The 13843-nt window shown below is 65.8% G+C and carries 13 protein-coding genes; 5 read left to right on the top strand and 8 right to left on the bottom strand.

The features are described from left to right. The first annotated feature begins 49 nt into the window (after window positions 1–49). Together PVZ77_RS16695 and PVZ77_RS16700 are read left to right on the top strand one after the other, a co-directional pair. Entirely contained in the window at window positions 50–388 is a 339-nt protein-coding gene (locus PVZ77_RS16695) for a zinc ribbon domain-containing protein YjdM (RefSeq protein ID WP_273807648.1), read from the top strand. 75 nt (window positions 389–463) lie between these two features. After that, window positions 464–1006: an invasion associated locus B family protein gene (locus PVZ77_RS16700; RefSeq protein ID WP_133862419.1), complete on the top strand. Its 543-nt coding sequence runs from the start codon at window positions 464–466 to the stop codon at window positions 1004–1006. Between the two features lie 6 nt (window positions 1007–1012). On the opposite strand, the gene PVZ77_RS16705 is transcribed toward PVZ77_RS16700, so the two are convergent. The 4 genes from PVZ77_RS16705 to PVZ77_RS16720 all read right to left on the bottom strand — a co-directional run bounded on the left by PVZ77_RS16705 (window position 1013) and on the right by PVZ77_RS16720 (window position 5860). Then, on the bottom strand, window positions 1013–2071 hold the full coding sequence (locus PVZ77_RS16705; RefSeq protein WP_273807650.1) for a Gfo/Idh/MocA family protein: 1059 nt from the start codon (window positions 2069–2071) through the stop codon (window positions 1013–1015). A 63-nt stretch (window positions 2072–2134) separates the two neighbouring features. Continuing rightward, window positions 2135–2872, bottom strand: a complete 738-nt coding sequence (locus tag PVZ77_RS16710; RefSeq protein ID WP_273807651.1) for a hypothetical protein — start codon at window positions 2870–2872, stop codon at window positions 2135–2137. A gap of 90 nt (window positions 2873–2962) precedes the next feature. Further along, window positions 2963–4456 carry a CoA-acylating methylmalonate-semialdehyde dehydrogenase gene (locus tag PVZ77_RS16715; RefSeq protein WP_273807652.1) on the bottom strand — a complete coding sequence of 498 codons (1494 nt, stop codon included), beginning with the start codon at window positions 4454–4456 and terminating at the stop codon, window positions 2963–2965. Window positions 4457–4513: 57 nt separating this feature from the next. Then, window positions 4514–5860, bottom strand: coding sequence for an aspartate aminotransferase family protein (locus tag PVZ77_RS16720; RefSeq protein WP_273807653.1), 1347 nt, complete (start codon window positions 5858–5860; stop codon window positions 4514–4516). Window positions 5861–6339: 479 nt separating this feature from the next. Here PVZ77_RS16720 and PVZ77_RS16725 point away from each other — a divergent pair, with 479 nt between their 5' ends. Together PVZ77_RS16725 and PVZ77_RS16730 are read left to right on the top strand one after the other, a co-directional pair. Beyond that, entirely contained in the window at window positions 6340–7338 is a 999-nt protein-coding gene (locus PVZ77_RS16725; protein WP_273807654.1) for an acyltransferase family protein, read from the top strand. Window positions 7339–7400: 62 nt separating this feature from the next. Next, window positions 7401–8321, top strand: coding sequence for a LysR family transcriptional regulator (locus tag PVZ77_RS16730; RefSeq protein ID WP_273807656.1), 921 nt, complete (start codon window positions 7401–7403; stop codon window positions 8319–8321). Here PVZ77_RS16730 and PVZ77_RS16735 read toward each other — a convergent pair. Further along, window positions 8318–9046 carry an SDR family oxidoreductase gene (locus tag PVZ77_RS16735; protein WP_273807658.1) on the bottom strand — a complete coding sequence of 243 codons (729 nt, stop codon included), beginning with the start codon at window positions 9044–9046 and terminating at the stop codon, window positions 8318–8320. The genes PVZ77_RS16730 and PVZ77_RS16735 overlap by 4 nt on opposite strands. Window positions 9047–9191: 145 nt before the next feature. On the opposite strand from PVZ77_RS16735, the gene PVZ77_RS16740 reads away from it, so the two are divergent. After that, window positions 9192–10094 (top strand): LysR family transcriptional regulator, encoded by a 903-nt coding sequence (locus PVZ77_RS16740; protein WP_273807659.1) that lies wholly within the window; start codon window positions 9192–9194, stop codon window positions 10092–10094. Between the two features lie 318 nt (window positions 10095–10412). Here the strand turns inward: PVZ77_RS16740 and PVZ77_RS16745 are convergent, their stop codons facing one another. From PVZ77_RS16745 to gnd, 3 genes are all read right to left on the bottom strand, one after another. Next, entirely contained in the window at window positions 10413–11231 is an 819-nt protein-coding gene (locus tag PVZ77_RS16745; RefSeq protein ID WP_273807660.1) for an HAD family hydrolase, read from the bottom strand. Next, window positions 11213–12769 carry a glucose-6-phosphate dehydrogenase gene (gene zwf, locus PVZ77_RS16750; protein WP_273807661.1) on the bottom strand — a complete coding sequence of 519 codons (1557 nt, stop codon included), beginning with the start codon at window positions 12767–12769 and terminating at the stop codon, window positions 11213–11215. Before zwf ends, PVZ77_RS16745 begins: the two co-directional genes overlap by 19 nt. A gap of 83 nt (window positions 12770–12852) precedes the next feature. Further along, window positions 12853–13830 (bottom strand): phosphogluconate dehydrogenase (NAD(+)-dependent, decarboxylating), encoded by a 978-nt coding sequence (gene gnd, locus PVZ77_RS16755; protein WP_273807662.1) that lies wholly within the window; start codon window positions 13828–13830, stop codon window positions 12853–12855. Window positions 13831–13843: the final 13 nt, after the last annotated feature.

The following is a 13843-nucleotide window of genomic DNA, read 5'->3' on the forward strand; positions in this document are numbered from 1 at the left end:
GGGCTAAAACCCTATACAATGCGCGGCTTTTCCAGCCAGGTGCCCCGCCATGACTGCTTTGCCGCCCTGCCCCCTCTGCGCTTCCGAATACACCTACGCCGATGGCGATCAGCTGATCTGCCCGGAATGCGCCCATGAATGGACGCCCGGCGACGCCGGTAGCGCGGCTGAAGCCAAGGTGATCCGCGATGCGGTCGGCAATACCCTGCAGAACGGCGATACCGTCAGCGTGATCAAGGATCTCAAGGTCAAGGGCTCGTCGCTGGTGGTCAAGGTCGGCACCAAGGTCAAGAACATCCGCCTGGTCGAAGGCGACCACGACATCGACTGCAAGATCGATGGCATAGGTGCGATGAAGCTCAAATCCGAGTTCGTCAAAAAGGTCTGATCGTCGTGCCGGGGTGTTCCCTGGCGGAGCGATGCCCTACCCTTGAGGCTCTTTCCCTCCTGCCAAGGACTCTCCATGTCTCAGCGCTTCCTCCGCTCGGCCCTGTTCCTCGCGCCCCTGCTGCTCGCCGGCCAGGCCTTCGCCCAGTCGGCGCCTGCCAACGCCCAGGAACCCCAGCCATCGGTCACGGAGAAGTATGGCGACTGGCAGGTGATCTGCCGCATCGCCCGCAACGCGGACCGTTCCGCGCAGCTGTGCGCCATCACCCAGCAGAAGGACAGCGCCAAGGGCCAGCGCATGCTGGTCACCGAGTTGCGCCCCAATCGTGAAGGCGTGGACGGTATCCTGGTGCTGCCCTTTGGGGTGGCGGTGACCAAGCCGATCTCGCTGCAGATCGACAAGCGCAGCCTGGAGAATCGGCCCTTCCACACCTGCATCCCCCAGGGCTGCGTGGTGCCGGTGGAATTCGTCGGAGACGTCTTCAAGCAGTTGCAGCGCGGCGGTCGCCTGACCGTGACCACCCCGGTCGCTAACGGCGAGACCGCCAGCGAAAGCCTGTCGCTCAAGGGCTTTTCCAAGGCCTATGACCGCGCCAAGGAACTGACCAAGCCGCTGTAAGGAGCTCTAGTCTGGCAAGGGCGCTGCCGGGTGCTGCGCCGTGCCGCTGGCGGCGGCACGCTCCACGGCGGCCACCAGCGCCAGGGTACGGGCGGCATCCTCGGCACTGACCAGGGGGGCCTCCACGCCCCGCGCGACCCGCACGAAGTGCTCCAGCTGCAGCCGCAGGGCCTCGTCCGGGGCCGCGGCCCGCAGCTCTGTTGCAAGCGGCTGGTGCCAGCCGGCGCCCGGCTCGGCATAGCGCCAGAGGCGCAGCTGCGGCACGCTCAGGGCGCCTTCGGTCCCGGCGAAGAGATAGCAGGACTGGTCCGGCTGGTGGGGATAGACCGGATTCTCGCCACTGGTGAGCTCCCAGCTCCAGGGCGCGACGGCGCCGTCACTGGCGGTGAGACTGCCCAAGGCGCCGCTTTCGAATTGCAGGCTGATCACGGCGCTGTCGGCGTTGGCGTAGCCGCGCAGGGCGTTGTCGGCGAAGGCCTGGACCTGGCGCACCTCGCCACAGAGATGACGCAGCAGGTCGAGGTCGTGGATCAGGTTGGTGAGCAGCATCCCGGCCCCCGCTTCGCGGCGCCAGGCACTCTCGAAATAGCTCTCAGGCTTCTGCAGTTGCCACAGTGCGGTGACGGTGACCAGGCGGCCGATGGCGCCCTGACGCAGCAGCTCGCGGGTCCGCGCGATCAGCGGATTGTGACGACGATGATGACCGACCAGCAGTGGTACGCGCCGGTCGCGCTGGGCGTGCAGCAGTTGAGCCACCTCTTCCGACGTGGTCCCCACGGGCTTCTCCAGCAGCAGCGGGATACCGAGGGCCAGGCAATCCAGGGCTGTGGCGACGTGCAGGGCATTGGGATTGGCGACGATCACCGCTTCCGGGCGCACGGTTTCCAGCAGCTGGCGATGATCGCGGAAATGCGGCACGGCCCATTGCGCGGCCAGCTCGGCCGCCATCGGATCGGGGTCGGCCAGGCCGCACAGCCGGGCACTCGGCGCGGCTTGAAGATGATGCAGGTGCTGGCGGCCCATGTTGCCGGCGCCGATAAGGGCGATGCGCAAGGCAGCGACCATGAGAGAACCCCTTGTTATGGTTGTCGAGGTCTCTCGACTCTAAGGGACGCTCGGTCGAAGGCGCTACTGCACCGGCAGGAAATTGATGAACAGCAGGCTCTGGGCGTAGTTGACGCCGATGCGCCGGTAGCGCTCGTCCAGCAACTGGGCGAGCAGGTCCAGCCGGGCGACGATCTTGCCGAACTCGGTGGCGAAGCTGAGGTTGCTGCCCTCCTCCGATATCTCGTTGGCGAACAGCAGCGGTTCGCCCTCGGCGTTCTTGCGCTGGCCGAGCAGCCAGGTGGCCTTCTCGATGTTGCGGGCCGCGTTGTTGACGAAGCGCGCATTCACCACATCGGTGATGTAGAACTCGGTGCGATTGCCGTGGGCCGCGATGATCATGCTGCCGATGGCATAGATGAAGGCGCCGACGCGGTCGCCGCGGTAGTCGTCGGCGAGCACGTAGCTCAGGGCCGCCACGTCCTTGCGTCCGCCCAGCGCAGGGAGGCTGCGCTGCTGCTCGATGGCCAGGCGGATCTCGCGCTCGGCGCTGGCGGCATCGGGCAGGCCGGTCTTCTTCCATTCGGCCGGATTGCGCAGGTAGAGCTTGTTCATCAGCCGATAGAGGCTCTGCAGATTGGCCTGCATGGCGAGGGTAGCCATGCGGTCGGAGCTGGTCTGCAGGAATTCGCTGGGACGGGTCTTGCCGAATTGCCGGGCGATGTCCTGGGCGGACTGGCTGCTACAGCCGGTCAGGCTCGCGAGCAGGAGGCCAATCACACACCCGAGACGGGCGACGGCTGTGAAGGTGGAGGCAGGCATGGGGACTTCGGCGGCTGGGGGCAGCCGAAGGGTAAGGCCTTCCCTGGCCGGCCTGCTGTGCGGCAGGCCAAGGAATGGACGTTCCAGCGGTCAGCCGTTGCTGGGGAAGGCGAACTGCGAAGCCTCCTGAGCCTCGCGTTGCGGCCAGCGCTGGGTGATGGTCTTGCGGCGAGTGTAGAAGCGCACGCCGTCCGGGCCGTAGGCGTGGAGGTCGCCGAACAGCGAGCGTTTCCAGCCGCCGAAGCTGTGGTAGGCCACCGGCACCGGCAGGGGCACGTTGATGCCGACCATGCCCACCTCGATCTGGTCAGCGAACAGCCGCGCCGCTTCGCCGTCGCGGGTGAAGATGCAGGTGCCGTTGCCGTATTCATGGGCGTTGATCAGGGCAATGCCTTCTTCAAGGCTCTTGACCCGCACCACGCAGAGCACTGGGCCGAAGATCTCCTCCTTGTAGATGCGCATCTCCGGGGTGACCTGATCGAACAGGCAGCCACCGAGGAAGAAGCCTTCCTCATGGTCGGCGACCTTGAGGCTGCGGCCGTCCACCACCAGCTTGGCGCCCGCAGCCACGCCGTCGACGACATAACCGGTGACCTTGTCCAGGTGCGCGCCGGTGACCAGCGGGCCCATGTCCAGGCCGCACTGGGTGCCCGGGCCGACCTTCAGTTTCTCGATCTCCGGTACGAGCCGGGCGATCAGGGCATCGGCGACCTGGTCACCGACACAGACCGCCACCGAGATGGCCATGCAGCGCTCGCCGCAGGAGCCGTAGGCAGCGCCCATCAGGGCATTGACGGTGTTGCCTAGGTCGGCATCGGGCATGACCACCGCGTGGTTCTTGGCGCCGCCCAGGGCCTGGACGCGCTTGCCCTTGGCGGTGCCGCGGGCATAGATGTATTCGGCGATGGGGGTGGACCCGACAAAGCTCAGCGCCTTGACCTCGGGAGCATCGATCAGGCCGTCCACGGCTTCCTTGTCGCCATGCACCACGTTCAACACGCCCTTGGGCAGGCCGGCCTCCTCGAATAGCTGGGCGATCGCCAGGGTGGAGCTGGGATCGCGCTCGCTGGGCTTGAGGATGAAGGTGTTGCCGCAGGCGATGGCCAGCGGATACATCCACAGCGGCACCATGGCCGGGAAGTTGAAGGGGGTGATGCCGGCCACCACGCCCAGGGGCTGGAAGTCGGACCAGGTGTCGATGCTCGGACCGGCGTTGCGGTTGTATTCGCCCTTGAGCAACTCGGGCGCGGCAGTGGCGTATTCGACGTTCTCGATGCCACGGCGCAATTCGCCGGCGGCGTCTTCCAGGGTCTTGCCGTGCTCTTCGCTGATCAGCTGCACCAGGCGCTCTTCGTTGCTTTCCAGCAGCTGCTTGAAGCGGAACAGCACCTGGGCGCGCTTGGCCGGCGGGGTGTTGCGCCAGGCCGGAAAGGCGGCCTGGGCGGCGTCAATGGCCTGCTGCAGGGTGGCCGCATCGGCCAGGGGCACTTCGCGGATGACCGCACCCGTGGAGGGGTTGTAGACCGGTGCGCAGCGGCTGCCACCGTCGACCAGCTGGCCGCCGATGAGATGCTTGAGGCTCATGAAGGGACTCCTTGTACGAGGGATGGGCGCTCCCGCCGGGGAGCGCTGGAAAGGGGATCAGTCGAGGCGATTGAGGACATCACCGACCGCGGCGAAGACGCGGTCCAGGTCTTCGATCCTGGCATTGAAGGTGGGCCCGAACTGCAGGGTGTCGCCACCGAAGCGCACATAGAAGCCGGCCTTCCACAGGGCGATGCCGGCCTCGAACGGGCGGATCACCGCATCGCCGTCGCGCGGGGCGAGTTGCAGGGCACCGGCCAGGCCGCAGTTGCGGATGTCCACCACATGCTTGGCGCCCTTGAGGCCATGCAGCGAGGCTTCGAACTTGGGCGCCAGCTCGGCGGCCTGTTGCACCAGACTCTCACGTTCCATGAGCTCCAGCGCCGCCAGGCCCGCGGCACAGGCCACCGGGTGGGCCGAATAGGTGTAGCCATGGGGAAACTCGACCATGTGCTCAGGCGTGGCCTGGTTCATGAAGGTGTCGTAGATGGCGCTGCTGGCGATCACCGCGCCCAGGGGCACGGCGCCGTTGGTGACCTGCTTGGCCACGTTCATGATGTCCGGCGTCACGCCGAAGAATTCGGCGCCGGTGTGACGGCCCATGCGGCCAAAGGCGGTGATGACCTCGTCGAAGATCAGCAGGATGTCGTGCTGGGTGCAGATCTCGCGCAGGCGCTGCAGATAGCCCACCGGCGGCACGATCACCCCGGCCGAACCGGACATGGGCTCGACGATGACGGCCGCGATATTGGAGGCATCGTGCAGCTCGATCAGCTTGAGCAGCTCGTTGGCCAGCTCGACGCCACCGGTCTCGGCCATGCCCCTGGTGAAGGCCATGCCCGGTTGCAGGGTATGGGGCAGATGGTCGACGTCCATGAAGGAGCCATACATCTTCCGGTTGCCGCCGATGCCGCCCAGGCTGGTGCCGGCGATGTTGACGCCGTGGTAGCCGCGAGCCCGGCCGATCAGCTTGGTCTTGGCCGGTTGACCCTTGATGCGCCAGTAGGCCCGCGCCAACTTGACCGAGGTGTCGGCGCTCTCGGAACCCGAGCCGGTGAAGAAGACATGGTCCAGACCCGCCGGGGTCAGCTCGGCCATCTTTTCGGCCAGCTGGAAGGACAGCGGATGGCCGTACTGGAAGCCCGGCGAATAGTCGAGGGTGCCCAGCTGACGCGCCACGGCCTCCTGGATCTCCTTGCGCGAGTGACCGGCGCCGCAGGTCCAGAGCCCGGAGAGGCTGTCGTAGATGCGCCGACCCTGGTCGTCGATCAGCCAGCTGCCTTCGGCGGCCACCACGATGCGCGGATCCTTCTGGAAGGCGCGATTGGCGGTGAAGGGCATCCAGTGGGCACGCAGGTTGAGCTGGGCGGCGACAGGTGGGGAAACGGTCAGCGGCTGGTTCATAACAGGGCCTCGGGCGGTGACGGTGAGCCTGCAGAGTGCGCCCAGTCTTGCGTGAGTTAAATGGTTTTTTTCTCGCACATAGGCATCTAAATCCTTACCCAACATGCCGTTTTAAACGGCGGTCGAGAACGATTGGCGAGGGAGAACGACTTCACCTCATCCGGTCATGAATCGCCTGAAAGCCCCTTTCTAAACACGATTATCCATGCCAACTTGGCACCACTGAAACATCTTGAAACCAACGAATTTGATTAGTAATCAGTAACTTGCTTGAAACACTTTAAGCTGGCCGCCTGCCACCGTAGTCCCGTGGCGCCGAGGCACCCTCGCCTCACCTCTCTTCCCGGCGCGTAGTCCAGCCGGGCGCGGTAGCCTGTCCGCCGTCTCTGCCGCGTAGCCCACTTTCCGCTTTTGCCAACCCGTGCCCCTCTCCCGAGGCAGAGCGCGCGGTTCAGCTATTCCTCAAGGAAACCTCTCCCATGCTGATTCAGCTCAACTGGATCCGCGGCCTGGCGGCCGTTCTCATCGTTTTTCACCACATGACCGTGGGCAGCTACCAGACCACCGAGCACCAGCAGATCGCCCTGAATCTGCTGTCGCTGGAAACCACCTGCATCTTCGTCGCCCTCTCGGGCTTCTTCTTTCGCTACAACCTCGGCAAATACAGCTACCAGGTCTATCTGGGCAAGAAGCTGCAGAACGTCATCCTCCCCTATTTGCTGATCTCGATCCCCGCCGTGCTGCTCTATGTCTCCGGACTCAAGCAGGAACACGAGTGGATCGACATGAACGCCTTCCATGACTGGCCGCCCTTCGCCCAGACCGCCCTGCTGCTGGCCACTGGCGCCCACCTGGGTCCGCTGTGGTTCATTCCGGCGCTGACGCTGATCTTCCTGCTCGCGCCGGCCCTGGAGTGGATCGTCAAGCGTGGCCTGCTACCGGCGGCGACCATGGTCGGCCTGCTGTATTTCCTGGTATCCGATCGCCCGGCCAATGACGCCGATCCGCTGCTGGCGGCACTGCATTTCCTGCCGATCTACCTCTGCGGCATGCTGGCCTGCGAACAGCGCGAGCGACTGCAACGGCCCCAGGCGCGTTACTGGCTGCTGGCGGCCCTGGTGCTGATGAGTGGCGCGGCAGTGCTCGACAGTGCCTTCTACGGGCTGCAGAAACTGGCACTGTGCCTGTTGCTGTTCGCTGTCTTCAGCCAGAAGGTCAAGGCACCGGGATACGCCGAGAGCCGCCTGACCAAGGGCATGGCCCTGCTGGGCGCCTACAGCTTCGCCATCTACTTCCTGCACGGCTATCTCGCCGGCGCCTATCGCGTGCTGGGTCGCCTGCTGGGTGAGCAGAACTTCGCCCAGTACCTGGGCACCCGCCTGTGCCTGACGCTGATCACCCTGCTCTGCTGCATCGCCGCGGTCTGGGTGGTCAAGCAGGTCACCCGGCAGCGCAGCCGGGTCCTGATCGGCGCCTGAAACCGGTCGCTGGCGCCGCTCCCGACGGCGCCTTATGCTGTCCCGCATTTGCGGTGGCAGCCATGAAGACGACGCGCAAGGCCCTGCTCGCCCAGGTCGGCGATTTCGAGATCCGCCTGCTGCGGCTGTTCAAGACGGTGGTGGAATGCGGCAGCTTCACCGCCGCCGAAGGCCGGCTGGGCATCACCCGCTCGGCCATCAGCCTGCACATGAACGACCTGGAAAAACGCCTCGGCATGCGCCTCTGCCAGCGCGGGCGCGCCGGCTTCTCCCTGACCGACGAAGGCCGCGAGGTACTCAAGGCCAGCCAGTCGCTGTTCGCCGCCCTGGAAGGCTTTCGCAGCGAGGTCAACCAGCTGCACCAGCACCTGCGTGGCGAGCTGAACCTGGGCATCATCAACAACCTGGTGACCCAGCCGCGCATGCGCATCACCCATGCCCTGGCCGCGCTCAAGCGCGCCGCGCCGGGCGTGGTGGTCAACATCGGCATGACCCTGCCCGGCGAGATCGAGACCGGCGTGCTCGACGGCCACCTGCACCTGGGCGTGCTGCCGCTGATCAATGCCCTGGCCGGGCTGGACTACCTGCCACTCTACGAAGAGCGCGCCCTGCTCTATTGCAGCCGCAGCCATCCACTGTTCGAGGTGGCCGACGCGGCGCTGGACGACGGCCTCCTGGCCGCTCAGGACGCCGTCGGTCCCAATCACCTCCTCAACCAGGACGGCCACGAGCGCCATGCCGCGCTGAACTGCACGGCACGCGCCTCGGATCGCGAAGGCGTGGCCTTTCTCATCCTCACCGGCTGCTACATCGGCTACCTGCCCGACCACGTCGCCCAACCCTGGGTGACCCAGGGTCAGTTGCGCGCCCTGAATCCCGAGCGCTTCCACTTCGACACCACCCTGGCCGCCGTTACCCGCAAGGGCCGGCGACCGAATCTGGTGCTGGAGCGCTTTCTCGAAGCCCTGGCCGAGACCGTCTAGTTGGCGCTGCGGGTCGGGCGGACGACGATCTCGTTGACGTCCACGTCGTCCGGCTGCTCGAGGGCGTAGCGTACCGCGCGGCCGATGGCGTCGGGTTGCAGGGCAATGGCGCGATAGTCGTCCATCATCGCCCGCGCCGCGGGATCGGTGATGGTGGAAGCCAATTCGCTTTCCACCACACCCGGGTGGATGCAGGTGACCCGCAGATCGTCGCGCTCTTGGCGCAGTCCCTCGGAGATCGCCCGCACCGCGTGCTTGGTGGCGCAATAGACCGCCGCCGTGGGCACCACCGACAGCGCACCGATGGAGCCCAGGTTGATGATGTGCCCGGCGCCACGAGCGGTGAATTCCGGCAGCACCGCGGCGATGCCGTTGAGCACGCCCTTGATGTTGACGTCGACCATCTGCATCCACTCTTCGGTCTTGAGCGAGGCCATGGGCGACAGCGGCATGATCCCGGCGTTGTTGACGATGACGTCCACCCGCCCCCAGCGCTCGCGAGCCGCCTGGGCGAAGGTGGCCACGTCGGCGCTGTCGGTGACGTCCAGCCGGCGGCAGGCGGCCTCGCCACCCGCGGCGTTGATCTCGGCCGCCAGGGCCTCCAGCCGTTCGCTGCGGCGTGCGCCGAGCAACAGCTTGCAGCCGGCCGCGCCCAGTTCGCGGGCGATGCCCGCGCCTATGCCACTGGAGGCGCCGGTGATGAGTACGACCTTGTCGATAGCCATGTAGTGTTCCTCTTGAAGGGAGTGGTTTGCCTGGACGACCTGCTGGTCGGCTGCGTGCCCTTCCAGGCTTGCCACTACCTTAGCGAAGGCTCATTGTCGTGATAATTCCCATGATCTTGACTGCCATGGTTAGCCGGACTTACCAATGCACACCGATCTGAATCTGCTCAAGGTCTTCGTCGTGGTGGCCACCGCCGACAATTTCCGCGTGGCGGCTGATCGCCTGGGCGTCAGCCGCTCCGCGGTGAGCCAGGCCATCCGCCGTCTGGAAGACGAACTGGGCAGTTCGCTGGTGCAGCGCACCACCCGCAGCGTGCGCCTGACGGAGGCTGGCGAACGCTTGCAACGGAAAATTGCCGGCCCCCTGGCCGGTCTGCTGGGCGCCCTGGAAGACGCCAGCCACGCCGGCCCGCCGCGAGGGTTGTTACGGGTCGCGGTCACGTCCATCGCCGAGCGCTTTCTCGATGGACCGCTGCTGGCCAGCTTCGTCGAGGCCTATCCGGAGGTGACCCTGGACATCACTGTCACCGACGAGGAATTCGATATCGTCGCGCGTGGTTTCGATGCCGGCGTACGGCTGGGCGAGGTGATCGAGCAGGACATGATCGCCATTCCGGTGACCGGACCGCAGCGCGAGGTGGCGGTGGCGACCCCAGGCTATTTCACCCGTCATGGCCGACCCCGGCACCCGCGCGAACTGGCGGATCATCGCTGCATCGGCTGGCGCCCGGCCCCGGAAGTGGCGCCCTGGCGCTGGGAATTCAGCGAGAACGGTCGCGCCTTCGATGTGACCGTCGCGCCACGGATCACCACCAATGACATGCTGCTGATGGTGCGCACCGCCCTGGCCGGAGGCGGCATCACCTTTGGCATGGAGGACACCTTCCGCCCCTATCTGGCGCGGGGTGAACTGGAGCGGGTGCTGGAAGACTATCTGCCGCCCTTTCCCGGCTTCTACCTCTACTATCCGAACCGCCACAACCTGGCGCCCAAGCTGCGGGCGCTGGTGGAGCATGTGCGGGGGTATCGGGAGGAGAACGAGGGGTAGGCCGGAGGAGAGGGACGCCCGCCTGACCCCGCGTAGGGTGGAAAACGGCGCAGCCTTTTCCACCTGGTGCGAGAGCGAGCCATGTTGGGCTTCGGCGATGGAGCCGCCTTAACCCAACCTACGCGTCTTGTAGGTTGGATTGAGCGCAGCGAAGCCCGACATCACCCATCAGAGCGTAGCGTGGAAAACGGCGCAGCCTTTTCCATCTGATGCGAAGGTAGGCCATGTCGGGCTTCGGCGATGGAGCCGCCGTAACCCAACCTACACGTCCTGTAGGTTGGGTTGAGCGCAGCGAAGCCCAACATCGCCCACCTGCCATCAGCTCTCCAGGATCCACCGATCGATAGCCTGGGCCAGGCCGTCTTCCTGGTTGCTGGCCGTTACCCGGTCGGCCGCCTCCCGCACCGCCGCCCCGGCCTGCCCCATGGCGATGGCCAGACCGGCCTGGCGGAACATGGGCACGTCGTTGCTGCCATCGCCGATGGCCGCGGTGCGCGCCACCGGTACGCCCGCAGCCTGGGCCAGTTCGATGAGGGCATCGCCTTTGTTGGCCTTGGGATGAGTGATGTCTAGGTAGTAGAGCTGGGAGCGCAGCACCGTGGCGCCCTCCCCCAGCCGCTCGCCCAGCTCACCCTCCAGGGCTTCGAGGCCGGCGTGATCGCTACCGGCGGCAACGATCTTGTCGACGCGATCCAGGTAGGGTTCGAAGGAGTCCACCACGGTCGGCCCATACCCCAGCGCCCGAGTCTCACGCGGAACGTAGGCGCCCTGTCCATCGCGCGTCAGCCAGAGGTCGTCGGCGAACAGCCAGATCTCGAAGGCTTCACGGTCCAGGCGGTCCAGCACCTGACGGGTGACCTGCTCCGCCAGGCGATGGGCGCGGATCAGGGTACCGTCCGCCTCCACCAGATTGCCGCCATTGAAACCGGCCACCGCCTGATGAATGCCCAGTTGCCGTACCAGCGGCAGCAGCGCCCGCGGCGGGCGGCTGCTGACCAGGGTGATGGCCTTGCCGGCCGCCTGTAGCCGTTTGACGGCGGCGATCACCGCCTCGCTCAGGCTCTTGTCGTCACGCACCAGGGTGCCGTCGATATCCGACACCAGCAGGTCGATGGGGATCAGGTCAGCGGATGCCATGAGCGGCCGTCCTTCTGCAGGAGTTCATCGGCACCGGCGGGACCGGCACTGCCCGCGGCGTAGCTTTCCACCGCGCCGCCCTGTTGCCAGGCGTCGAGGATGGGTTGCACGGCGCGCCAGCCGTTCTCGATGTTGTCGGCGCGCTGGAACAGGGTCTGGTCGCCGATCAGGGAATCGTAGATCAGGGTTTCGTAGCCGGTGGAGGGCTGCATCTCGAAGAAGTCGCTGTAGGCGAAGCCCATGCGGATGTTCTCCAGCTCCACCAGCGGTCCCGGGCGCTTGGCGTGGAAGTCGAACCACATGCCTTCGTCGGGCTGGATCTGGATGATCAGGTAATTGGGCCGCATCCGGTCGATCTTGGTATCGCGGAATTGCGCATAGGGCGCGTGCTTGAAGCAGATGGCGATCTCGGTATCGCGCGCGGTCAGGCGCTTGCCGGTGCGCAGGTAGAAGGGCACCCCGGCCCAGCGCCAGTTGTCGACGAACAGCTTGAGTGCCACATAGGTCTCGGTCTGGCTCTGCGGATCGACCCGCTCTTCCTCGCGATAGCCTTTGACGGGCTTGTCGTTCATCGTCCCGGCGGTGTACTGGCCACGTACCGAATTGGCCAGGGCCTCTTCGGGGGTCTGGGGACGGATGGCGCCGACCACCTTGGCCTTCTCGTCACGCACCGAGGTGGCATTGAAGGATGCCGGCGGCTCCATGGCGACCATGGCCAGCAGCTGGAACAGGTGGTTGGGCACCATGTCCCTCAGGGTGCCGGTCTTCTCGTAGAAATCGCCGCGCGACTCCACGCCCACGGTCTCGGCCGCGGTGATCTGCACATGGTCGATGTAGTGATTGTTCCAGAACGACTCGAACAGCGCATTGGAAAAACGGCTGACCAGGATGTTCTGCACCGTCTCCTTGCCCAGGTAATGGTCGATCCGATAGATCTGCTTTTCTTCCATGTTCGCCAGCAGGCGCTGGTTAAGCGCCTGGGCACTGGCCAGGTCGGCACCAAAGGGCTTTTCCACCACCAGTCGGCGATAGGCGTCTTCACGCTCCTCCAGCAGCCCGGCCTTGCCGAGGCGCTCGGCCACGTCGCCAAAGAAGCGGGCGGCGGTGGCCAGGTAGAAGACCGCGTTGTCGGTGTCGGCCTGGGCGATGCGCTCGCTTACCGCCTGATAGGTGGCATCTTCGAGGAAGTCACCCTGCAGATAGTGGATGCGCCCGCGCAGCTGGCCCCACAGATCGGCATCCAGCGCCTCGTCCCGGGACTTGCCCTTGGCTTCGGCCTGATCGCGGATGAAGGCTTCCAGCCGGTCGGCGAAACCTTCGTCGGTGTTGGGGTTGTGGTCGACACCGATGATCTGGGTACGGTCGTCGAGCAGACCGTCACGCAGGAGGTTGTACAGCGAGGGGATCAGCAGTCGTTTGACCAGATCGCCATTGGCGCCGAACAGAAAGAGCGTGGCTGGCGGCGCGGTGGGCGCCTTGGTGCAGGAGCGGCGCTCCTGGGCGGCGGTGCTGGGAGTAACGGCAGGAGAATCGGTCATGACAGGGCCTTATCCACGAGGGCGGCTGATGCCGTCCCCCGGGACGCGGCCCGTGGCCGCTCCACAGGGGAACGGCCGGGGTTTTATTGCGGGATTTCGACGTGGCCGCCAAAGCCGAAGCGCATGGCCGACAGCAGCTTGTCGGCGTAGGTGGCTTGCTGGCGGGAACGGAAGCGCGCATAGAGGGCGGCGGACAGGACATTGACCGGCACCGCTTCCTCGATGGCCGCCTCGATGGTCCAGCGGCCTTCGCCGCTGTCGGCTACCGAACCGGAGAACTTCTCCAGTTCAACGTCGCCGGCCAGGGCCTGGGCGGTCAGGTCCAGCAGCCAGGAAGACACCACGCTGCCACGGCGCCAGACTTCGGCGATGTCGGCCAGGTCCAGGTCGAAGCGCTCGTCTTCCGGCAGCTTGTCGCTGTTCTTCATCTTGAGGATGTCGAAGCCTTCGGCGTAGGCCTGCATCAGGCCGTACTCGATGCCGTTGTGCACCATCTTGACGAAATGACCCGAGCCGGCCGGACCGGTGAAGATGAAGCCACGCTCGGCACGTTCGTCCGGGGCATTGCGGCCGCGGGTACGCTCGATGCTGCCGTAGCCGGGGGCCAGGGCTTCGAAGATGGGCTCCAGGCGCTCCACGGCCTCGGACTTGCCGCCGATCATCATGCAGTAGCCACGCTCCAGGCCCCAGACACCGCCGGAGGTGCCGACGTCGACATAGTCGATGCCCTTCTCGGCCAGGGTCTTGGCGCGACGGATGTCGTCCTTGTAGTAGGTGTTGCCGCCATCGATGATGACGTCACCGGGAGCCAGGCGGTCGGCCAGCTCGGCGATGGTCTGTTCGGTCGGCGCACCCGCCGGCAGCATGACCCAGATGGCCCGCGGCTGTGCCAGGGCGGCAATGACGCCATCCAGGCTGTCAGCGGTGATGGCGCCTTCCTTGCCGAGGCCGGCTACGGTTTCGGCACTGCGGTCGTAGACCGCGACTTCATGCCCATGCTTCATCAAACGCCGTGCGATGTTGCCGCCCATGCGGCCCAGTCCGATGATTCCCAATTGCATGCTGATGACTCCT

Source organism: Pseudomonas sp. SHLD1 (genome assembly GCF_028640935.1).
In the GTDB taxonomy this organism is placed as follows: domain Bacteria; phylum Pseudomonadota; class Gammaproteobacteria; order Pseudomonadales; family Pseudomonadaceae; genus Chryseomonas; species Chryseomonas aestiva.

What these genes read in the sequence shown, in the direction of transcription:
- PVZ77_RS16740 (WP_273807659.1), top strand. Translation starts at nt 9,192, where the DNA reads ATGCACACCGATCTGAATCTGCTCAAGGTCTTCGTCGTGGTGGCCACC.
- PVZ77_RS16710 (WP_273807651.1), bottom strand. Translation starts at nt 2,872, where the DNA reads ATGCCTGCCTCCACCTTCACAGCCGTCGCCCGTCTCGGGTGTGTGATT.
- PVZ77_RS16695 (WP_273807648.1), top strand. Translation starts at nt 50, where the DNA reads ATGACTGCTTTGCCGCCCTGCCCCCTCTGCGCTTCCGAATACACCTAC.
- PVZ77_RS16745 (WP_273807660.1), bottom strand. Translation starts at nt 11,231, where the DNA reads ATGGCATCCGCTGACCTGATCCCCATCGACCTGCTGGTGTCGGATATC.
- PVZ77_RS16735 (WP_273807658.1), bottom strand. Translation starts at nt 9,046, where the DNA reads ATGGCTATCGACAAGGTCGTACTCATCACCGGCGCCTCCAGTGGCATA.
- zwf (WP_273807661.1), bottom strand. Translation starts at nt 12,769, where the DNA reads ATGACCGATTCTCCTGCCGTTACTCCCAGCACCGCCGCCCAGGAGCGC.
- PVZ77_RS16705 (WP_273807650.1), bottom strand. Translation starts at nt 2,071, where the DNA reads ATGGTCGCTGCCTTGCGCATCGCCCTTATCGGCGCCGGCAACATGGGC.
- gnd (WP_273807662.1), bottom strand. Translation starts at nt 13,830, where the DNA reads ATGCAATTGGGAATCATCGGACTGGGCCGCATGGGCGGCAACATCGCA.
- PVZ77_RS16720 (WP_273807653.1), bottom strand. Translation starts at nt 5,860, where the DNA reads ATGAACCAGCCGCTGACCGTTTCCCCACCTGTCGCCGCCCAGCTCAAC.
- PVZ77_RS16715 (WP_273807652.1), bottom strand. Translation starts at nt 4,456, where the DNA reads ATGAGCCTCAAGCATCTCATCGGCGGCCAGCTGGTCGACGGTGGCAGC.
- PVZ77_RS16730 (WP_273807656.1), top strand. Translation starts at nt 7,401, where the DNA reads ATGAAGACGACGCGCAAGGCCCTGCTCGCCCAGGTCGGCGATTTCGAG.
- PVZ77_RS16700 (WP_133862419.1), top strand. Translation starts at nt 464, where the DNA reads ATGTCTCAGCGCTTCCTCCGCTCGGCCCTGTTCCTCGCGCCCCTGCTG.
- PVZ77_RS16725 (WP_273807654.1), top strand. Translation starts at nt 6,340, where the DNA reads ATGCTGATTCAGCTCAACTGGATCCGCGGCCTGGCGGCCGTTCTCATC.